The organism is Nonomuraea antri (assembly GCF_013283785.1).
In the GTDB taxonomy this organism is placed as follows: Bacteria; Actinomycetota; Actinomycetes; order Streptosporangiales; family Streptosporangiaceae; genus Nonomuraea; species Nonomuraea antri.
In genome coordinates this window covers 1-19326 of the sequence record NZ_JABCPZ010000214.1, presented here as the reverse complement: position 1 = coordinate 19326, position 19326 = coordinate 1, and the positions used below count along the sequence as shown (strand labels likewise).

Here is a 19326-nt window from a genome sequence, read left to right as displayed (position 1 = left end):
CGCCGGGACGGCAGATCGTCCAGGTCAGCCCCGGCGACTACGCCGGCTCATGCATCGAGCCGGTCCCGTACCACGCCGTCGGCAGCATCACCCTGCCCGCGGGAGCCGCCCAGACGGTCACCGCCTGGTGGATCATCGACGGCGTCGCCGGACCCAAGCTCGACATCCCCTTCCCCGCCGCCACCCAGCCCCGCGCCTACCTCATGAACAGCCGCTGGAGCCTGGACGGGAACGCGGCGGGCGCGCACGCGGTCGGCCTCATGGTGCAGGGCGGCCCGGCCCAGCCCGACACGCGCTCCTACACCTTCACCTGCGACGACGGCCCCAACGACGCCATCTTGACCCTCAGCCACATCCAGATCACCCATTACGGGGGCGACTGCGACAACACCTTCGCCATGAACATGGGCGCGCTGTTCATGACCGACCGCCCGGCCGAGGTCAAGTACCGCCTGATCGCCGACGACCACAGGGGCCCGATCCTCACCAGGACGCTCAAGCCCGGCGTCACGAACACCCTCAGCGACTTCTGGAACCAGCCCCGGCAGAGCGGCAGCGGCAGCAGCACGGCCCGGATCGAGGTGCTCAACCACAACAAGCCGGTCGCGCAGCAGACCTACAGCTGGACCTGCGAACCCAAGGACCCCAACCCGGGCACGGTCCGCATCGGCAGGCTCAAGACCTCGGCACACCACGGCGACTGCACCAGGCTGCCGCAGCAGTCCGTGTGGACGAGCTTCTACGCGGCTCCGGGAACCGAGATCTCCTACCGGTGGGTGATCGACGGCAAGCCCGGCGAGACGCAGACCCGCATCGTCGGGGAGGGCGGGTTCTCCCCTCACCAGCACAACTGGAGAGCCCAGGCACGAACCGGCGGGACCGTCGCCGTCGAGGTCCTGAACCACAACAAGCCGACCAAGCAGGGCCTCTACCAGGTGCACTGCACCTGACCCGGCAACGGCTCCCACTCCGTGGCCCCTGCCTCAGGCGCAGGGGCCACGGATCCACGCCTTTCACGAGAGACCGGACATGAACAGCACCACGCGCAGGCTCGCGGCCGGCGCACTCGCCCTGACCGCGAGCGTCACCGTCATCATCACCGTCCCTCCGAACACCGCCATCGCCGCGGAAGCCACGGAAGCCACGGGAGCCGCGGAAGCCGCGGGAGCCGCGGAAGCCGCGGGAGCCGCGCAGGCCGCCCCGGCGGCGGTACGCGACACCGACGTCAACGGCGACGGCTACAACGACCTGGCCGTCGCCAGCCCGCGCTACCCCAACCCGGCGGTCCCCGCCCAGACCGGCCTGATCGCCGTCCTGTACGGCGGACCGAACGGCCTGGCAGGTGGCCCGGCCCTCATCCGTCCCCAGCCCGGCTGCTCCAGCGGATACCCCACCTGCAGCGAGTGGGGTTCCGGCCTGACCGCGGCCGACGTCGACCGCGACGGCCGCACCGACCTGGTGTCGGCCGGCGCCTCCGACGCGCAGGTGCACACCTGGACCCCGGCCGGGGTCAGCACCAGCCGGCGCACCGCCCGCCTCGGCTACCGCACCGCACTCGCCGTCGGCCAGACCGACGACGACCCCAGGCCCGACATCGTCGCCTTCTGGACGGGCATCTACAACCGCAGCTACTTCGGCGGCTGGTACAACGACGGGCCGATGGAGTTCAAGGGCATCGGTTCCGGCGAGTACCGCACCCCGACCTCGGCGGCCATCGGCACCGGGCCCTTCGGCAGGCTGCGCGGGGTGTTCGTCGGTCATGACAAGTACAGCGCCGACACGCGGACGTACCTGTGGCAGACCTTCAACCTGCGCACCGGCCCCGACCACTACGTGATGGGCTCGGAGGCCGCCTGCACCACCCCCAAGCAGGGCCAGGTCTGCACCCGTCCGGACTCCAAGGTGGTGCTCGGCGACTTCAACTCCGACGGCCACGAGGACCTGGTGATGGTCACCCCCAGCGAGGGCACCATCCACGGCTGGGGCAGCACGACCTACGGTTTCGGGCTGTATCCGTACAAGGTGGCCACCGACGTGCCCTGGCTGCGCGCGATGGCGGGCAGCCCGATCAGCCTGGCCCTGGGTGACGTCGACGGCGACGGCCAGGCCGAACTGGCCATCGGCGACCCGAACGCCACCGTCTCCGGCCAGGCCAAGGCAGGCACGGTCGCGCTGGTCCCCGGCACGGTCACGGGCTGGGACCTCTCCGGCGCACGTCTCATCAGCCAGGACGGCGTCACCTCCCCCGGCACCCCGGCCACCGCCGACCCCATCGGCGAGCAGTCGGCCACGAACGACGCCTTCGGCCTGGCCGTCTCCCTCCTGGACGTCACCCGCGACGGCAAGGCCGAACTGATGATCGGCGCCCCGGGCAAGCAGGGCGGCCGCGGCATGATCGCCCTCCTGCCCGGTTCGGCCACGGGTATAGGCACGGGCGTCGGCACCGGCGCCGCCCAGGTCGTCCACGCGCAGCCCATCGGCGTCAGCGAGCCCGACGCCCGTTTCGGCACCGTCCTGCTGCGCTGACCCGGCCGGCTCTCGCGCCTCCGCCCGGCTCCCCGCGCGGCCAGGGCGGAGGCCGGGAGCGCAGGTCGGGCCCGGGTCATGCGGTCGGGCGGCACCCGTACATTCACCGGTGTACGGTTGCCGCCCGTCCCGATGGCCCGGGCCCGTGCGGGAAGGACGGCAGGGGTCGTCGTACCGCCGCCGCTCTGGCTGAACCCTCCAACCCGGCGGTACGTCCCATCGGTATGAAGAGATCGCGTATGACCGTCATCGCGGTGCTCGCGGCGCTCGGAGTGTTATGCGCCTGCGGCCGGCCCGCCGCTGCTCCGATGCCCACCGCGGCCGGGACCGAGACGATCCTGTTGCCGCGCGCCGATCAGCCCAAAGCGCACCGTCCCACCCTGGAGCGGCTCAAACGGGAGGCGGCGGCGACGGGCCGGCCGCTGGAGGAGGTCATCAAGCGGTACGCGGCCCGGATGGCCGCCACCGCGCCGCCCAGGCCGACGGACTTCGAGGGCTACGACCCCGCGGTGACCGAGCCGAACGTGATGATCGACGGCATTCCGTACGCCGAGCTGGTCGACCTCGCGGCCGTCGCCAGGTCGGAGGGCATCTCCTACGAGGAGGCCCTCGACCGTTTCGGCTCTCAGTCGTCCAACAGCCGGGTGATCGACCGGCTGCGTGCCGAGTTCCCGGACGAGATCTCCGGCGTCAGCTACGTCGACGACCAGCGGGGGCTGCGCATCGGCTTCAAGGGCGCCGTCCCGGCTCGCGCGATCGAGCTGGCCAGGACGCTCCCCCTGGAGGTCACCCTGATCGGCGGCAAGGGATTCTCCGCCGCGGAGCTCCAGCAGGCGCAGGACGCGGTCGTCTCCCGGCTCGGCTCCCGTCCCGAGGTGAACACGATGACGACGCACGCGGACGACGAGACCGGCCAGGTCAAGGTCACCGTTCAGCCGAAGGTGATGTCGGCCGACGCCGAGGAGTTCAAGCGCCGGCTTCAGCTCCCGCAGCCGGACAATCCACGTATCACCGTCGTGGTCACGCTCTCCGCCGAATCGGTCGGCGTACTGAAGGAGTGAGGGAGCGAAGGGCCCTACGACCGCGCGAGCGCGGCCAGGTTCACCACGCGGACGCCACCGTCCTGAGTCCAGGAGACGACACCGGCGCCCGAGGACCATCGACGGACGCCCGACGGCAGCCGGGCGCCCGCGAAGGTCACGCTCACCCGCGTGCGGGCGTCGAAGATGACGCCTGAGCCGATGAAGAACCGATCCCGATACGGGTAGTCGCGCAGCCCTCGGTAGCCGAGGCTCCGGCTGCCGTCGCTGCGCTGGACGACGGTCTCGCCTTCGCGCGTCCCGGCGCACCAGGTCGGCCCGCAACGCAGGCCCTCGACGCCTGACGCGGGACGAATCTCGACCTGGCTTCCCGTCCGCAGGTTGACGAGCTTGGTCGGATTCGTGCGGACGTCCAGAGGCTCGTCCGTCGCCCACGGCCACTCCACCAGTTGCAGGCCCCTGGACCCGGGCACCCGTTCTGGGACTCCGCCGTCGATCCTCATCCGCCAGACCCCGTCCAGCGGCGCCGACCAGACGACGTCCTGGCCGGCGAGGGCCACACGGTCGACGTTCTCACCCGGGACCGGCCCGACCTTCCGCGCCCGCCCACCGGCCCGCAGGGGAGCGACCCAGGCCTGCCCGTCGGCCAGCCAGACCACCCGCTCCCGGTCGACGGCCAGCCGGCGCGGCGCCCGCGCGAGTGCGGCGACGGTTCGCGAATCCTCGGTGGTGGCGTCGTAGACCTCGAGCGTTCCCCGCTCGTCCCAGGCCAGCACCTCGGTGGCGCTGATCGCCGCCAGCGGCCTGAACCGTGCGGGCATGGTGAACACCGCATGCGGCCAGACCCGCTCGACCGCGTTCCCCTCCGGCGGCGTCGGACTCGGCCCGGCGGTGTCCACGACGGCTTGCGGCGCGGGCCGGACGACCACCGCTGGCCAGACGACCACCGCGCCCCACCCGAGTGCCGCCGCGCAGACCGCCGCGAGCGTCCCCTTCGCCTTCCCGCGCCTGCGGCGTCGCCGCTCGGCCAGCACGCCGGGCAGCACGTCCTGGTTCTCGGCCCGATCGGCGATGGTGCGCAACGCCTGAGCCAGTTTCTCCTCGGTCGTCATCCCCATCTCCCCGTGAGTGCGTCCGCGCGGACGCGGAGTGTGGCCAGCGCCCGCGACGCCTGGCTGCGGACGGTCGCCTGCGAGATGCCGAGCCTCGCCGCGATCTCCGCGTCGGCGAGATCCTCGTAGTAGCGCATGACCAGCACCGCGCGCTGTCTGGCCGGCAAGGCCCGCAGGCGCTGCCAGATCTCGCCGAGCTCGTGTTCGTCCTCGTGGACCGGGGTGGGCACCTCGGCCGTGAGGTGTTCCAGCCGCCGCCTGCGCCACCAGCTCACATGCTGCCTGGCCATGATCGTGCGGACGTATCCCTCGGGGTCGTCCCTGTTGCGGACCCGCCGCCACGCGGAGCTCAGCTTGAGCAGCGCCTCCTGGACCAGGTCGGCCGCGTCGTCGGCGCTGCCGGTCAGTACCAGGCCGTAGCGCAGCAGCGCATGGCTCCTGGCCCGGACGAACTCCTCGAACTCCACATCCCAGGGACGCACGGGCCGTCGCCCTCGTTGCAAAAACTTTCCCGGTCCTCGCGTCCACGTCACGAGGGACACGTTCGTCCGTCTCCGGATCGAGCACCTTTAGAGCCCGCCCGTGCGCACCGGCTCCTGGGCCTTGCCCACCAGCGCCAGCGTGACCAGCACGGACGCCGCCGCCATGACGCCCATCGCGACCTGCGGCGAGGTGAGCTGGGCGAGCGTGCCGGCCAGAGCGGCGGCGACGCCCTGCAGGGCCAGCATGCCCGAGGAGTGCAGCCCCAGCGCGTGCCCGCTCAGCTCGGCCGGAGTCAGCTCGACCAGCCGCTGCTGCAGCACCAGGCTGGACGCGTAGCCGACGGCCGAGACCGTCACGGCGGCCAGCGCCACCGGCGTCGGCGGCTCCAGGACGAAGATCAGGTACGGCACGGCCAGCAGGAGCAGCAACGGGTGAGCCAGCCGGTCCCGCCACGGCGCGGGCACGAACCTGCCGACCAGGACGTCTCCGGCCAGCATGCCGGCCGCGGCCAGGGCGAAGTACGTACCCGCATGCGCGGGCGCGAGCGGCACGAACAACGACTCGCAGCCGACGATCAGCCCGTTCGGCACCCACAGCGCCAGATACAGGCGCAGGTGTGGCGGCGACGACAGCAGGCGCACGTTCGCGCGCCACGTCGCGGCCACGGACGGCCGCCCTGAGGCCCGCGGCGCGCGCTCGGCGAGCCCGAAGACGGCCACCCCGGCGGCGGCCAGGTTCAAGACGGCGGCCACCAGCAGCGTGCCCCCGGGCGACAGTACGGACACCAGCAGCCCGCCCGCCGCGAACCCGCAGATCTGCATCACCCCGACCGACATGTTGATCAGAGACCGGCCGAGCAGGTGACCCTCGGCGGGCAGGATCTCGTTGAGCAGCCCGTAGCGCACTCCCCCGCTCACCGATCCGACCAGGCCGAGCCCGGCGATGATCGCGAAGACCGCCGCCAGGGACAGCCCCGGGATGGCCAGGGCCGCGGTGCCGGCGCAGACGACCAGGGCCGCGGCCGCCATGGCCGCGCGCGGCGGCAGCCGATCGGCCGCCGACATCAGCGTCGCCGCCCCGACCACCTGGGCCAGCGACGGGCCGAACATGCTGAGCGCCGACAACAACGGCGACCCCGTGGCCGCGTAGACCTGGGTGCTCAGCGCGAGCCCGCTCACGGTGGTGGCGGCCACCTGCAGCGAGACGGTGGAAAAGAACGGGGTGAACTCCGGGGTGCGCAGGAGTTCGCGGTACGTACGCATGATCGGAGTCTGGGAGTCCGGGTCGTACCGGTAGTAATGTTTCGCAAGGGGGCGAAACGATGGGCTGGTGGCAGATCAACGCGGACACGCTCGCGAGCGGCCGCTTCGTCATCTCCCCGCTGGCCGAGACGATCGCCGCGCTGATGCTGCTCGACAAGGGGGCGGGGGCCCATCCGGGCGAGCAGGCGTGGCTGGACGCCCATCTGCCCGGTTACCGGCGGCTGCTGGCGGGTGACGAGATCGCCGCGCTGCTCGTCCCGGCCGCCATCGGCAGGCACAACTGGCACGCCGACTTCCTGACCCCCACGCCGTCCGGCGCGGACGGGGTCACCTTCGAGCAGGAGGTCGCCGCCATCAGACGTACCTCCGCCGAGGCCGCCCGGGCCGACCTGCGGGTGTCGCTGCGCGGCCCGCTGCCCGCCCCGCTGGAGCGCTCGGACCTGCCGGACCGCCTGGCCGCCGTACTGGAGTGGGTGTGGCGGGAGACGGTGCTGCCCACCTGGCCGCGCCGCAGGACGATCCTCGAATCGGACGTGGTGTCACGCACTCGCCGGCTCACCCAGGGCGGCTGGGCGGCGGCCCTGGGCGAGCTGCGGCCCGGGATGCGCTGGCTGGGCGAGAGCCGGTTGCAGATCAACACCTTCGACTATCCGCCGATGCGGATCTCGGGGACGGATCTGATGTTCGTGCCCGTCACCCCGTACAAGGGGTGGGTGACGGCCGAGGAGCCGCACCGATACGCGGTGATCTACCCGTGTTCGGGCGCCCTGGCCGAGACGGACCGAACCCCCGCGCCCCGCTCGCTCGGCCGGCTGCTCGGCGCCGGGCGGGCCACGGTGCTGATGTTGCTGGACACGCCGAAGAGCACGACCCAGCTCGTCGCGCTGACCGGGCAGCCGCTCGGTTCCGTCGGCCGCCACCTCAAGATCCTGCTCGACGCGGGGCTGGCGGAGCGGCGGCGGGCCGGGCGTTCGGTGCTGTACTACCAGACGGACGCGGCCACGGTGCTCATCCGGGCGCAGCGGCAGCCGGCTGACTGACGTCCGTTGAGTTTCTTCAGGCTGCTTCTGGCGGCTCGGCCGGGATCACGCGCGCCGCGCTCCAGACGGGAGGGCCCTTACTTCCTCCCTGGCCGTGAACTCCCCCTTTTCGAAATGAATGACATTTCCTTCTTCATCCGTCGCCTCCTACCCGCGAGATGAGGTCCTGGCCGCGCTCAGGTGCGGCCAGGACCCCTCGCTTCCGTGCCGCCGAGGCTACGAAGGAGGGAAGTGGATCTGGTACTGCTCCCAGCCGTTGCATTCGGACCGGTTGGCCCGCAGCACGTCACCCTCGTTGTCCCTGGTGGACGCGTACGTTCTGGACGCCCAGGAGTAGACGCACCAGTACCCGTTGCCCAGCGCGTACGTGTAGAACTCCTCCCAGCCGTTGAAGCCGGACGAGTACGCCTGCATGAGGTTGCCGTTGTTCAGCCGGTTGGAGACGAAGCGGTTCGCCGCATAGGACCAGAAGGACTCATTGCCGGCGTCGTCGTAGCACCACCTGAGCTTCTCCCACGAGCCCGGCGAAGCCCCGGTCGCGTGCAGGCGGTTGTTGTTGTTGAGGCGAACCGAGACCCACTTCCCGGTCGCCCGGGACTTCAGATTCACGTCGTGGCAGGAGATCCCCGCCGCCGCCTCGACGCTGCTCGCGTTGTCCGGCGATCTGCTCCCCGGCTGTGCCTTCGCCTGAAGCTCTTCCTTGGACGTGATCGGCGTCTCGTCCGCGAATGCCGGGCCCGCGGACAACATACCCGCTAACAGCGTCAGCCCGGCGGTGAGGGCAACGAGTGCTTTGCGCATCGGCCAATTCCTCCTGTTGCTTCTGGGGGGTTCCCGAAATGCTCCGCTTTCGGAGATCGGTGGCGAAGTCCGCCAGATACAAGCCGATGATCAAGCAAGCTCACCCCGCCGAATAGGACCGAATGCGTCAGATGCACGACAAGACACGCCATCACTGGAAATGAGCAGCCTGATGGGAATGGCGAGCGGTCGGCCGGGGTGCACGCGAAACAGGCCCGCACACCTTTGAGCTGCCGCATCGGGCGGCCGATCCCGCCTCGGACTGCCGCAGGCATACCGACGACGGCGGTTCACGGTTCTCGCAGCGCCGAACCGGAGGGGCCGCCGTCCCGGGGTGGCCAGGCCTCGGAATCAGTGCTGACGCTGCAGCCCGCCGCCTCCACGGACCTCGACCTGCCGTGATCTCGCGTGGACGGCGAGGTCGCGGGCCAGATGTGCGCGGCGCAACCCGCGTGAACGCAGGTAGCGCAGGTCCTCGACGGTGTCGTACATGAGCTGGACGTGGAAGTAGTTCACATGCTCCAGCACCGCGAACAACCCGAACAGCAGACCCGGCACGCTACCCGATCCGGGATCTGTCGCCACCGTCCAGGCGAGGAACAGCAACCCGATGGTCAGGACCGCCACGTTGGCCCCGCGGGCGACCGCGAAGGCTCCGGCTCCGGGCAGGGGGCCGCCGCGTGCGCCCAGGTGGCGGAGCTTGGCGAACCAGTAACCCGCGCCTTCCACCAGGAGGAGTGCGAACAGCGCGAATCCCAGGGCGTTCGCCACGCTCACCGGCAGCCCGATCATGCCGAACCAGATCGCCGCCTGAAGCGGGATGTTGAACAGTTCGAGCGACGCCAGCAGGCGAAGCCGCTGCTTGATCCAGGAACGGGAGTGGTGACGCATTTGCCCGACTATGGCAGACGCGAGCCCCACCCGACGGGCCGGCCTCTCCGCGGCGACGGTCCGCGCACCGGCTCTGCGGTGCCCGCTCCGCGCGCCGACCGGTTCGATGCCCGGGTCGCGCGCACCGGCCGACTCGATTCCCGGTCCGCGTACCGGACGGTCAGGTGTGCAGGGTGGGCCGGTAGATGAGCTCTTGGGTGCGGCCGTCGAGCGTCCGCGTCTCGATCAGGTCGAGGTCGAAGTCGGCCGCGCCCTGGAAGATCGGGTCGGTTCCGGTCCTGCCGGTGATCACCGGGAAGATCGTCACCTGGACGCGGTCCACCAGCCCGGCGGCCATCAGCGCCCGGTTCATCGACAGGCTGCCGTGCGAGCGCAGCGGTACCGGGGATTCCTTCTTGAGCCTGGCGACCACGTCGATGGCGTCATCGCTCGCGATGGTCGCGTCCGGCCAGTCGAGGGGTCCTTCCAGCGTGGACGACACCACCGTCGCCGGCAGGTTCCTCATCCGGGTCACCCAGGGGTCACGCACGTCGGACTCCTCGGTGCTCTCGGCCAGCATCTGCACGAATTGCCGGAAGGTGGTGGCGCCGAAGACCATGCGCTGCTCCTCGCCGTACAGGGCGAGGCGGTGGGCGAGGAGTTCGGGGCCCTGCTTGCCCCAGTAGCCGCCCCAGTCGCCGCTGCTGTTGTAGGAGCCGTAGCCGTCGAGGCTGCTGAAGATGTCAAAGGTGTAGGTGGCGCTCATGCTGCTCTCCTCAGGTGCACGCGTGCGGCTGGTCGGGATCGGTGTGCAGATACAGACCGGGTACGACGGCGAAACTCATCGCCGTTGCACCTCTGGTGCCCGACCGTCCCTGCCGGAAATCCCCCGAACGGCGCGCCGATACTTGTCGTGGCCGGTCGCCACGAGAGGGAGCGCGTGCGTGAGCCGGTCACGTCCGAGATGATCGACCGCTGCACGCGGCTGCTGGAGGAGCCGGACAGGCTGGGCGCCGACCCCGGTGCGGCGGCTCCCCGGACGGTGCTGGAGCCGGGGGAGCATGTCGTGCCGGCTTGAGGTTTCTGCCGGCTGGCCGGCAACGTGTACGCGGCCGGCGGTGTGCTCGTCACGTCGGTGGACCGGCAGACAGCCTCCTGCCTGAGGTGATCGCGGAACCGCCCCTTCGCGCGCCGGTCGAGGGCGGGGCCCCCACCGGTGAGTGAACCCACCAGCCCCTGCCATCCTCTGACCTTCGAAAAGAGCGTCCCGGGCGCCATGTCATGCCACGAGCCCGCGAAGGGCTTGCGCCGTCAGACGGTTACAGCTTGCGGCGCCAGACGTCGAACGCCATCACCTGACGCATCCCCGCCGACTCGTACAGACCCAGCGCCGGCGTCGTGTTGTTGAAGTCGACGTGCAGGATCGTGCCCTTGCGCCCGCGTGCCGCGTCGGACACGAACGCGTGACGCAGCAGGAAGCGGCCGAGCCCCCGGCCGCGGAACTCCGGCAGGGTGGCGAGCGTGGCCACGTAGCCGCAGTTCTCGTCGGGGACGAACTGGTTGTTGGCGATCAGCACGGCGGCGGGCCGGCCGTCGATCCTGGCCACGACGGTCTGGTTCCAGTCGTGGGTGCTCTGCGCCTGCCTGCGCTCGTACCAGTGGTCGTAGTCGGCCGGGACGAACCCGAAGTGGTCGGCGAACCCCTCCTGGTGCACCCGGTGCGCCTCGCGGCGGACCTCGTCGGTGTCGCCGGTGTGCAGGGTGAGCCCGGTCAGCGGCGCGGGCGGCTCGACCTGGCCGTCGTGGTCGACGCGCATCCGGTGGAAGCTGGTGCCCGGCGCGAAGCCCTGCGCCTTGGCGAAGTCCTGCTTGGCCTGGTCGGCGCGGTAGATGCCGATGTCGACGGTGACGTTCTCGTGCCCGGCCTCGGCGCCGAGTTCGCGGGCGCGCTGCAGCACCGTACGCCACAGCTCGCTCTCCAGCCCTTCGACACCGGGCCGGACGATCACTTCGACGTCGACGAGGTCGCTGTCGCCGTTGCGGCAGGCCCAGGACCAGGCGATGAGCCGGCCGTCGGCGTCGTAGGTCAGCCAGCCGTCCTGGTCGAGGTCGAAGCCGGGCTCGACGAGCTGGTCGGCCACGTCGTCGAGGGTCATGTCGGGGGCACCGATGATGGCGGTGTCGTATGCGGCGACGAGCTCATGGATGAGGGCCGCGTCGTCAGCGGTGGGTCGGCTGTTGGTATTCACGAGGGGACATTGTGCACATAATCCCTGATCGTCCGCCTCCTATTTTCGCGGAGGCGGACGATCAGGGGTCAGCCCTTGATCGAGGTGGGCGTCGTCTCCTCTTCCTGGGGCGCCACCGGGGCGCCGCCGCGCAGCGGGATCTCCTTGACGAACGCCGCCAGCACCGGCACCGCGACCGCGAACACGATGGACCACCAGAACACCCCGGAGATCGACGTCGCCAGCGACTCCAGCATCCCGCTGCGGGCCGGCTCCTTCATCCCGGCCAGCGCGGCGGCGTTCAGTCCCCCGGTGCCGCCCTTGGCCATCTGCTCGGCGGCCTGCGGGCCGAAGTGCTTGGTCAGCTCCGACAGGAAGTGGTTGTTGAAGATCGCGCCGAACAGCGAGACGCCGAACGAGCCGCCGATGGACCTGAAGAACGTGGACGTGCTGCTGGCCACGCCGAGGTCCTTCTGCTCGACGCTGTTCTGCGCGATGAGCATGGTGGTCTGCATGAGGAAGCCCATGCCGAGGCCGAGTACGGCGATGTAGACCCCGGTCACCCAGGCCGGCGTGCCGACCCCCATGGTGGACAGCAGCCACGCGCCCAGCACCATGCCGACGCCGCCGATCACCGGGTAGATCTTGTACTTGCCGGTGCTGGTGATGGCCTTGCCGACGAACAGGGACACGACCATCGCCGCGCCCATCATGGGCAGCAGGAGCAGGCCGGAGTTCGTGGCCGAGGCGCCCTGGACGGTCTGCTGGAACAGCGGCAGGAAGTTGATCGCGCCGAACATGGCGAAGCCGAGCAGGAAGCCGATGGCCGAGATCAGGGTGAAGTTGCGGTTGCGGAACAGCTGCAGCGGCATGATCGGCTCGGCGACCCTGCGCTCGACGACGATGAACACGCCGAGCGTGACCACGGCGAGCGCGGCCAGGCCGAGGATCTGCGGCGAGCCCCACGCGTACTCGCTGCCGCCCCAGGCGGTGATGAGCACCATCGCGACGATGCTCACCGACAGCAGCACGGCGCCGAGCCAGTCGATCCGCACCTTGTTGTTCAGCTTGGGCAGGTGCAGCTTGACCGCGATCATCGCCAGCGCGACGGCGCCGAGCGGCAGGTTCACGTAGAACGCCCAGCGCCAGTCGAGGTGGTCGGTGATGAAGCCGCCGACGAGCGGCCCGGCGATCATCGCCAGCGACATGACGCCGGCCATGATGCCCTGGTACTGCCCGCGCTCGCGGGGCGGGACGAGGTCGCCGATGATGGCCATGACGTTCACCATCAGGCCGCCCGCGCCCAGGCCCTGGATCGCGCGGAAGGCGATCAGCTGGGCCATGCCCTCGCCGGGCTCGGCGCCGAGGATGGACGAGCCGGCCATGCCGCACAGCGCGGAGCCGATCAGGAAGATCACGATGGACACCATGAAGATGCTCTTGCGGCCGTAGAGGTCGCCGATCTTGCCCCAGATCGGGGTGGAGACCGTGGTGCCCAGGACGTAGGCCGTGACGACCCACGACAGATGGGCCAGGCCGCCGAGATCCTCCACGATGCGCGGCAGGGCGGTGCCGATGATCATGTTGTCCAGCATCGCCAGCACCATGGTCAGCATCAGCCCCGGCAGGACCACCATGACTTCACGGCGGCGTCCCACTGCTACTTCCGCCACACGCCCACCCCCAGGAAGAGATCTTGCTTACTTGCCGACCGGCAAGCGTAGAATAAGCTAGATACTTACTTGCCGACCGTCAAGTCGAAATAGGTGGCATTGTGCGGGAAGACACCCGAACCCGGATTCAGGAGATCGCCCTCAAGCTCTTCACCGAGCAGGGTTACGAGGCGACCTCCCTGCGAGAGATCGCGGAGGAGCTCGGAGTCACCAAAGCCGCCCTTTACTACCACTTCAAGACCAAGGACGACATCGTGGCCGGCATCGCCGAGCTGCGCCTGGCCGAGATCGAGGAACTGCTGGCCTGGGCCAAGGCCCAGCCCAAGAGCCACGACATGCGCGTCGAGCTGGTCGAGCGTTACGCCGAGTGCCTCAGGAAGCCCAACTACCTGGGCATCGCCCGCTTCCTCGAACGCAACCAGACCGCGCTGCGCGACCACCCGAAGTTCATCAGGATCCGTGAGCTGATGATGGAGCTAACCGGCGAGATGAGCGGCCCCGACGCCACCCCCGCCCAGCGCATCGGCAACTCGCTGGCGCTGTTCGCCCTGCACGGCGGCAAGTGGCTGGCCCAGGACCCCACCCTGTCCGAGGACGACATCGCCAAGGCCTCCCGCGAGGTCGCGCTCCGGCTGCTCGACTTCTGAGCACTTCCGGACGCCCCCGCCGGATAGGGACGATTGGGACACCGATTTCCGGGCAGGTGCCTCGAACGCATCCAGACGGGAGGAGGCGCAGTGGAGGCCACGATAGCGCTCCGACTGCCCAGGGATGCGGCGAGCGTCCCGCTGATCAGACAGATGCTGGACGGCACGCTGCGGTCGCTCGGCGTCGAGTCGCAGGTACGCGACGACATCGAGCTCATGCTGACCGAGGCATGTTCCAACGTGATCAAACACGCCGATCCCAGCGACGAGTACACGGTCAGCGCCGGGGTCCACGATGGCGTGTGCGTCATCAGGGTCGTCGACACCGGAGGTGGTTTCGACCCGAAGAAGGTCGACGACCCGAATCCCAGCGCCGAGCACGGCCGTGGGCTTCAGATCATGCGTGCGCTCGCCGACGACATCCGCTTCACCAACAAGAACGAGAACGGCGCGGTGGTGTGTTTTGAGAAACGGTTGCGGTTCGTGCCGGGAACGGCCGGATCCGACCTGATGCACACCTGACCGCCCCGGCCTCGAACCCCTTCGAGTCGACAGCGACGCCGGGGCCGCCGTCCGGCCCCGGCAGGTCACTCCATCTCATCTGGGACGCCATAGAGGCGAGTCGGAGCGCCGGCCGGGGTTGCGCCCGCGCGCGGCCGGCGGCGGCGCCGCCGGACCCCCGTGACGGCTCTCGGGCAGCCGCTGCAGCGCCCGCCAGAGGCGGCGTGCCGGCGGCAGCGCGGCGGCCAGCCGCCGCGCGACGACCGACCGCCCGGCGACGGCCGTCTCGCCGTCACCACTCCCCCGCCCCGCGTCACCGCTCTCGTCGGCGGACACGTCCGCGACGCCCGGAGCCGCCTCGGGATCGGCGACACCCCGCACGGGCTCGGGATCGGCGGCGCTCGGAACGTCCTCGGGATCGGCGGTGCCCTGCACGGCTTCGGGATCGGCGGCGCCCGGGCCATGCCGGGCCGCCTGTCTCATCCGCGCGAGCCGGGCGCGCAGCGTACGCCATTCGGCCGTGGAGCGGGCCATCAGGGCCAGGGCGATCAGCACGACCACCGAGATGAGGACGAGGGCCAGGGAGATCAGGACGAAGACGATCAGCAGGGAGCCGATCGCGCCGAGGACTGCCACCATTCGCCGAGAAGTGCCCACCCATTGACCATCTATCCCGATTCGCGGGGATAGATCGCCCTTACCGTCACATCCCGTTGGAGTGGTCGTGCCGTCCGGGCAGCACGTCGAGCCGGCGCAGTATCACGCCCTCGCGCAGCGCCCACGGGCACACCTCCAGCCGGTCGACCTCGAACAGGTCCATCGCCGCGTCGGCCACCACCGCCCCGGCCGCGAGCTGCATGGCCCGCCCCTCCGAGACGCCGGACAGCTCGGCGCGCTCGGCCGAGCCCATGGTGGTCAGTTTGACCGCCCAGTCGGCCATGTCCTGGCGCGACAGCGACCGCGACACGTAGGGCCCGTCGCTGGACGGCGCCGCCCCGGCGATCCTGGCCAGCTGCTTGAACGTCTTGGACGTGGCCACCGCCCGGTCGGGCTCGCCGTACTTGGCGATGTCGCCGACCGTGCGGGCGATCTCGGCGCGTACGTGCTTGCGCAGTTTGCGCACCTCGTCGGCGGACGGCGGGTCGGCGGTGAACCAGTCGCGGGTCAGCCGCCCGGCGCCGAGCGGCAGCGAGACGGCCACGTCGGGCTCCTCGTCCACCCCGGCGGCGATCTCCAGCGAGCCGCCCCCTATGTCGAAGGCCAGCAGCCGCCCGGACGACCAGCCGAACCAGCGGCGCACGGCCAGGAACGTGAGCCTGGCCTCGTCGCGCCCGGACAGCACGTCGATGTGCACGCCGCAGCGCTCTTCGATCTCGGCGAGCACCTCCTCGCCGTTGGCGGACTCGCGCACCGCGGAGGTGGCGAAGGCGAGGAAGTCTTCAACGCCCTTGTCGTCGGCGATGTGCCGGGCCTTGGCCACGAAGTCGGACAGCCGCTCGACGCCCTTGGCGGCCAGCCGGTTGCCGTCGTCGAGGTGCTCGGAGAGGCGCAGCTCCTCCTTGTGGGAGTACGCGGGCATCGGCCGCGCGCCCCGGTGGGCGTCGACGACGAGTAAATGTACGGTGTTCGAGCCGATGTCCAGCACGCCGAGTCGCATGGCAAAACGCTACCGGTCTGCGGCTTTGACGGCGAAGCGGAGGCCGAAGTGGTCGAGCGAGGCGGGCAGCGGGCCGGGCAGCGAACCCGACTGTGTGCCCGACAGCCGGACCGAGGCCCGCACCCGGCGCTCGCGCAGGAACGACTCCAGCAGCATGGCCGCGGTCGACACCACCAGGCCGCGGCCGGGGCAGCCGGCGAAGCCGCCGCTGAACGGCACTCCGGCCCATTCGCCGCGGTGGCGGGCGCCGTCGAGCCACAGTTCCGGGCGGAAGGAGTCGCCGGGTTCTGCCCGGTTCACGTACGGGCTGTAGATGAGCACCATGCTGCCCGCGGGGACGTCCCAGCAGGTCGGGCCGGTGGTGTCGCGCAGGACGACGAGCGTGGTGGGCCAGAGCCGCACCGACTCCAGCACGGCCGCGCGCAGATACGCCGGGTCGAGTGCGGCCGGGTCGAGTGAGTAGGGGCGGGCGGCCAGCAGGGCGAGCGCCCGGTAGGCGGCGATGCCGGCCGCGTCGAAGGCGAACAGCCAGTGCGGCACCTGTCCTTCGGCGTGCACGTCGGCCTCGGACGGGGTGGCCGCGAGCACGGCGGCGAGGCTGCCGGGCTCGGCGCGCCGCAGGTGGCCTTCGAGCCGGCGCTGGAAGGCGTTGCGCACGTCGGTGCGCCGGCCGCGCAGGTAGGACCAGTTGGCGTCGCGGCGCAGCCGGTCGAGTTGCCCGGTGAGCGTCACGTCGTCCCGCGCGCCGTCGCCGAGCACGATGCGCCGGACGATCCGCCGGTGCACCGTGTGGAAGGCCCGCCAGGTGAGCGTGCCGCGCCTGGGCAGCGTGGCGACCTCCTCGGCCACCACCCGCCGGTAGGGTGCGACGTCGGAGCCGAGCACCCGCTCGTTGAAGACGCGCCGCTTGCCGCGCAGCCCGGGGTCGCCGGTGATCAGCACGGCGTCCGGCTCGAAGTGCGCGAGCGCGCCGCGTTTCTCCTTGTTCGCCGGGGTGAACGCGGGGTCTTCGAGCACCCGCCGGACGTCCCTGGAGTCGAGCGGCAGCACCACCCAGCCCCGCGACGGGACCCGCACGAGCAGCGGATCGCCGCCGTGCGCGGCGCGCAGCCGGTCGAGCAGCCTGATCGCCCGCGCTTCCGCCCCGGCCCGTGCGGCCAGCCGGGTCATGAACGGCCGGCGGACGATGACGCCCTGCGCCACGGTCGGCAGCGCCAGGGTGGCGGCCAGGGCCAGCGTCTGCGCGGCCGTGGCCCGAGGCAGCCGCGTGATCGTGGGCATGTGGAGGGACTACCCTTCCATGGTGTCATGACACGTTGAGGGGGATGTGTGAGCGCGTGCTGTGGTCCGAGCCGGGACACCACCACGACACCGGCAGCTCCGGTGACCGTCGAGGCCCTGCCGGTGACCGTCGAGACTCCACCGGTGATCGTCGAGGCCGTGCCGGTGCGGCGTGAACCGCCCAAAGGCATGGTCCGCGTGCCCGGCGGCACCTTCCTGATGGGCGGCGCCGACCCCGACGGCCACCCCCAGGACGGCGAAGGCCCCGTCCGCCAGGTACGGCTCGACCCCTTCCTGATCGACCCCGCCTGCGTGACCAACGCCCAGTTCGCCACCTTCGTCAAGGACACCGGCTACCGGACCGAAGCCGAACACCTCGGCTGGTCGTTCGTCTTCCACCCCTTCGCCACCGGCCCCGTCATGGACGCGAGCGTCCCCCAGGCACCCTGGTGGGCCGGCGTCCAAGGCGCCACCTGGCGCACCCCCGAAGGCCCCGGCTCCACCATCGGCCACCGGCAGAACCACCCCGTCGTCCACGTCTCCTGGAACGACGCCCACACCTACGCCACCTGGGCCGGCAAACGCCTGCCCACCGAAGCCGAATGGGAGATGGCCGCCCGCGGCGGCCTCGAACAAGCCCGATACCCCTGGGGCGACCAACTCGCCCCCAACGGCCGCCAACGCTGCAACATCTGGCAGGGCCGCTTCCCCACCGCCCCCAGCGAAGGCACCATGCCCGTCAAATCGTTCCAGCCCAACGGCTACGGCCTCTACAACGTCGCCGGCAACGTCTGGGAATGGACCGCCGACTGGTGGGACACCACCTGGCAACCGTACGCCGACAACCCCACCGGCCCCGCCCACGGCACCGCCAAAGTGATCCGCGGCGGCTCCTACCTGTGCCACGACTCCCACTGCAACCGCTACCGCGTCGCCGCCCGCACCTCGAACACGCCCGACTCCGCGACCGGGCACACCGGTTTCCGCTGTGCGGCCATACTCTGATCGCATGTCACGAACCCTGCGACTGTTGATCACCGGCGGCGGCACCGGTGGTCACACCTATCCGGCCCTGACGACCCTGACGGCCGTCCAGCGACGTCAGGTGCCGCACGACGTGCTCTGGGTGGGCACCGCCAACGGCCTCGAGGCCAGGATCACGGCCGAGCACGGCATCCCGTTCAAGACGATCACCACCGGGAAACTGCGCCGCCGGCCCAACCTGCGCGAGCTGGGCACCAACATCGCCGACGTGTTCCGCATCCCGATCGGGGTGTTCCAGGCGGTGGGGCACGCGGCGCGCTACCTGCCCGACGTGGTGCTGTCGACCGGGGGTTACGTGGCGGTGCCGATCGGGGTGGCGGCCAAGCTGATCCGCCGGCCGCTGGTCATGCACGAGCAGACGACCGTGGTGGGGCTGGCGAACCGGATCCTGGCCAGGCTGGCCACCAGGATCGCGCTGTCGCACGAGTCGTCGCTGGAGTATCTGCCGGCCAAGGCGCGGGGCCGGGCCGTGGTGACGGGCAACCCGGTCAGGCCCGAGTTGCTGCAGGGCAACCGGGCGGCGGCCTACGACCTGTTCGGGCTGACGTTCGAGGTGCCGTTGATCTACGTGACGGGCGGCGCGCAGGGCAGCAAGCAGATCAACACGCTGATCTCGGAGATCCTGCCCGGGCTGCTGCCGCACGCGCAGGTGGTGCACCAGTGCGGGCCGGCCTGGATCGAGCAGATGCGGGCCGTGCCGCTGCCGCCCGACCTGGCCGAGCGCTACCACCCGGTGCCGTACGTGGGCGCCGAGCTGCCCGACCTGTTCGCGGCGGCCGACGTGGTGATCTCGCGCAGCGGGGCCGGCACGGTGTCGGAGCTGACCGCGATCGGCAAGCCGTCGGTGCTGATCCCGCTCATCCCGGCGGGCGGTGACGAGCAGCGCAAGAACGCCGGCTATCTCGCCTCGGCGGGGGCGGCCAGGGCGCTGCTCGAACCGAACCCGACGGCGCAGCTGTTGCTGGCCGAGCTGATGCCGTTGCTGGCCGATCCCGGGCTGCGGGCGTCGATGGGCGAGGCGGCGCGCAAGCTGGGCCGCGTCGACGCCGCCGACGCGCTGTGCGACGTGCTGCTGGAGGCGGCCTCCGGCCGGATCTGACCGCGTCGGCCGCGATCAGGATCCGGGGCGGTCGAACGGCTCCTTGGACGGCTCCTCGGGGG

Annotated in this window: 20 protein-coding genes; 9 read left to right on the top strand and 11 right to left on the bottom strand. The window is 70.9% G+C overall.

Going from position 1 to position 19326, the window contains the following annotated elements:
• The 3 genes from HII36_RS43465 to HII36_RS43455 form a co-directional block, all read left to right on the top strand.
• The coding region (locus HII36_RS43465; protein WP_173529202.1) for a hypothetical protein at window positions 1-950 on the top strand (950 nt) is incomplete at its 5' end.
• Window positions 951-1029: 79 nt separating this feature from the next.
• Window positions 1030-2526 (top strand): FG-GAP and VCBS repeat-containing protein, encoded by a 1497-nt coding sequence (locus HII36_RS43460; protein ID WP_173529201.1) that lies wholly within the window; start codon window positions 1030-1032, stop codon window positions 2524-2526.
• A 239-nt stretch (window positions 2527-2765) separates the two neighbouring features.
• Window positions 2766-3587, top strand: a complete 822-nt coding sequence (locus HII36_RS43455) for a hypothetical protein (RefSeq protein ID WP_173529200.1) — start codon at window positions 2766-2768, stop codon at window positions 3585-3587.
• A 14-nt stretch (window positions 3588-3601) separates the two neighbouring features.
• On the opposite strand, the gene HII36_RS43450 is transcribed toward HII36_RS43455, so the two are convergent.
• From HII36_RS43450 to HII36_RS43440, 3 genes are all read right to left on the bottom strand, one after another.
• Window positions 3602-4678: a hypothetical protein gene (locus tag HII36_RS43450; RefSeq protein WP_173529199.1), complete on the bottom strand. Its 1077-nt coding sequence runs from the start codon at window positions 4676-4678 to the stop codon at window positions 3602-3604.
• Window positions 4675-5160: a SigE family RNA polymerase sigma factor gene (locus HII36_RS43445; protein WP_328808157.1), complete on the bottom strand. Its 486-nt coding sequence runs from the start codon at window positions 5158-5160 to the stop codon at window positions 4675-4677. Before HII36_RS43445 ends, HII36_RS43450 begins: the two co-directional genes overlap by 4 nt.
• Window positions 5161-5247: 87 nt before the next feature.
• The gene (locus tag HII36_RS43440; protein ID WP_173529197.1) at window positions 5248-6423 is read right to left on the bottom strand and encodes an MFS transporter; all 1176 of its coding nucleotides are present in this window, start codon (window positions 6421-6423) and stop codon (window positions 5248-5250) included.
• Between the two features lie 59 nt (window positions 6424-6482).
• On the opposite strand from HII36_RS43440, the gene HII36_RS43435 reads away from it, so the two are divergent.
• The gene (locus HII36_RS43435) at window positions 6483-7463 is read left to right on the top strand and encodes an ArsR family transcriptional regulator (protein WP_173529196.1); all 981 of its coding nucleotides are present in this window, start codon (window positions 6483-6485) and stop codon (window positions 7461-7463) included.
• Window positions 7464-7679: 216 nt separating this feature from the next.
• Here HII36_RS43435 and HII36_RS43430 read toward each other — a convergent pair whose 3' ends face one another.
• The 3 genes from HII36_RS43430 to HII36_RS43420 all read right to left on the bottom strand — a co-directional run bounded on the left by HII36_RS43430 (window position 7680) and on the right by HII36_RS43420 (window position 9900).
• Entirely contained in the window at window positions 7680-8264 is a 585-nt protein-coding gene (locus HII36_RS43430) for a fascin domain-containing protein (protein WP_173529195.1), read from the bottom strand.
• 351 nt (window positions 8265-8615) lie between these two features.
• Window positions 8616-9155 carry a hypothetical protein gene (locus tag HII36_RS43425; protein WP_173529194.1) on the bottom strand — a complete coding sequence of 180 codons (540 nt, stop codon included), beginning with the start codon at window positions 9153-9155 and terminating at the stop codon, window positions 8616-8618.
• A gap of 160 nt (window positions 9156-9315) precedes the next feature.
• A complete protein-coding gene (locus HII36_RS43420; protein ID WP_173529193.1) occupies window positions 9316-9900 on the bottom strand; it encodes a dihydrofolate reductase family protein in 585 nt (194 codons plus the stop codon).
• Between the two features lie 174 nt (window positions 9901-10074).
• Between HII36_RS43420 and HII36_RS43415 the strand changes: the two genes are divergently transcribed.
• Entirely contained in the window at window positions 10075-10212 is a 138-nt protein-coding gene (locus HII36_RS43415) for a hypothetical protein (RefSeq protein ID WP_173529192.1), read from the top strand.
• A 241-nt stretch (window positions 10213-10453) separates the two neighbouring features.
• On the opposite strand, the gene HII36_RS58950 is transcribed toward HII36_RS43415, so the two are convergent.
• The gene (locus tag HII36_RS58950; RefSeq protein ID WP_173529191.1) at window positions 10454-11383 is read right to left on the bottom strand and encodes a GNAT family N-acetyltransferase; all 930 of its coding nucleotides are present in this window, start codon (window positions 11381-11383) and stop codon (window positions 10454-10456) included.
• Window positions 11384-11451: 68 nt separating this feature from the next.
• On the bottom strand, window positions 11452-13035 hold the full coding sequence (locus HII36_RS43405; RefSeq protein ID WP_328808156.1) for an MDR family MFS transporter: 1584 nt from the start codon (window positions 13033-13035) through the stop codon (window positions 11452-11454).
• Between the two features lie 101 nt (window positions 13036-13136).
• On the opposite strand from HII36_RS43405, the gene HII36_RS43400 reads away from it, so the two are divergent.
• Together HII36_RS43400 and HII36_RS43395 are read left to right on the top strand one after the other, a co-directional pair.
• The gene (locus tag HII36_RS43400; protein WP_173529190.1) at window positions 13137-13682 is read left to right on the top strand and encodes a TetR/AcrR family transcriptional regulator; all 546 of its coding nucleotides are present in this window, start codon (window positions 13137-13139) and stop codon (window positions 13680-13682) included.
• A 90-nt stretch (window positions 13683-13772) separates the two neighbouring features.
• Window positions 13773-14204, top strand: a complete 432-nt coding sequence (locus tag HII36_RS43395; protein ID WP_173529189.1) for an ATP-binding protein — start codon at window positions 13773-13775, stop codon at window positions 14202-14204.
• 75 nt (window positions 14205-14279) lie between these two features.
• Here the strand turns inward: HII36_RS43395 and HII36_RS43390 are convergent, their stop codons facing one another.
• From HII36_RS43390 to HII36_RS43380, 3 genes are all read right to left on the bottom strand, one after another.
• On the bottom strand, window positions 14280-14822 hold the full coding sequence (locus HII36_RS43390; protein ID WP_173529188.1) for a hypothetical protein: 543 nt from the start codon (window positions 14820-14822) through the stop codon (window positions 14280-14282).
• Between the two features lie 64 nt (window positions 14823-14886).
• The gene (locus HII36_RS43385; protein WP_173529187.1) at window positions 14887-15840 is read right to left on the bottom strand and encodes a Ppx/GppA phosphatase family protein; all 954 of its coding nucleotides are present in this window, start codon (window positions 15838-15840) and stop codon (window positions 14887-14889) included.
• A gap of 9 nt (window positions 15841-15849) precedes the next feature.
• The gene (locus tag HII36_RS43380) at window positions 15850-17121 is read right to left on the bottom strand and encodes a cytochrome P450 (RefSeq protein ID WP_173529186.1); all 1272 of its coding nucleotides are present in this window, start codon (window positions 17119-17121) and stop codon (window positions 15850-15852) included.
• A gap of 189 nt (window positions 17122-17310) precedes the next feature.
• Between HII36_RS43380 and HII36_RS43375 the strand changes: the two genes are divergently transcribed.
• Window positions 17311-18126, top strand: coding sequence for a formylglycine-generating enzyme family protein (locus tag HII36_RS43375; RefSeq protein WP_173529203.1), 816 nt, complete (start codon window positions 17311-17313; stop codon window positions 18124-18126).
• A 4-nt stretch (window positions 18127-18130) separates the two neighbouring features.
• Window positions 18131-19264, top strand: a complete 1134-nt coding sequence (locus tag HII36_RS43370) for a UDP-N-acetylglucosamine--N-acetylmuramyl-(pentapeptide) pyrophosphoryl-undecaprenol N-acetylglucosamine transferase (RefSeq protein WP_173529185.1) — start codon at window positions 18131-18133, stop codon at window positions 19262-19264.
• The last annotated feature ends 62 nt before the right edge of the window (window positions 19265-19326 follow it).

What these genes read in the sequence shown, in the direction of transcription:
- HII36_RS43460 (WP_173529201.1), top strand. Translation starts at nt 1,030, where the DNA reads ATGAACAGCACCACGCGCAGGCTCGCGGCCGGCGCACTCGCCCTGACC.
- HII36_RS43455 (WP_173529200.1), top strand. Translation starts at nt 2,766, where the DNA reads ATGACCGTCATCGCGGTGCTCGCGGCGCTCGGAGTGTTATGCGCCTGC.
- HII36_RS43450 (WP_173529199.1), bottom strand. Translation starts at nt 4,678, where the DNA reads ATGACGACCGAGGAGAAACTGGCTCAGGCGTTGCGCACCATCGCCGAT.
- HII36_RS43440 (WP_173529197.1), bottom strand. Translation starts at nt 6,423, where the DNA reads ATGCGTACGTACCGCGAACTCCTGCGCACCCCGGAGTTCACCCCGTTC.
- HII36_RS43435 (WP_173529196.1), top strand. Translation starts at nt 6,483, where the DNA reads ATGGGCTGGTGGCAGATCAACGCGGACACGCTCGCGAGCGGCCGCTTC.
- HII36_RS43430 (WP_173529195.1), bottom strand. Translation starts at nt 8,264, where the DNA reads ATGCGCAAAGCACTCGTTGCCCTCACCGCCGGGCTGACGCTGTTAGCG.
- HII36_RS43425 (WP_173529194.1), bottom strand. Translation starts at nt 9,155, where the DNA reads ATGCGTCACCACTCCCGTTCCTGGATCAAGCAGCGGCTTCGCCTGCTG.
- HII36_RS43420 (WP_173529193.1), bottom strand. Translation starts at nt 9,900, where the DNA reads ATGAGCGCCACCTACACCTTTGACATCTTCAGCAGCCTCGACGGCTAC.
- HII36_RS43390 (WP_173529188.1), bottom strand. Translation starts at nt 14,822, where the DNA reads ATGGTGGCAGTCCTCGGCGCGATCGGCTCCCTGCTGATCGTCTTCGTC.
- HII36_RS43385 (WP_173529187.1), bottom strand. Translation starts at nt 15,840, where the DNA reads ATGCGACTCGGCGTGCTGGACATCGGCTCGAACACCGTACATTTACTC.
- HII36_RS43380 (WP_173529186.1), bottom strand. Translation starts at nt 17,121, where the DNA reads ATGCCCACGATCACGCGGCTGCCTCGGGCCACGGCCGCGCAGACGCTG.
- HII36_RS43375 (WP_173529203.1), top strand. Translation starts at nt 17,311, where the DNA reads ATGGTCCGCGTGCCCGGCGGCACCTTCCTGATGGGCGGCGCCGACCCC.
- HII36_RS43370 (WP_173529185.1), top strand. Translation starts at nt 18,131, where the DNA reads ATGTCACGAACCCTGCGACTGTTGATCACCGGCGGCGGCACCGGTGGT.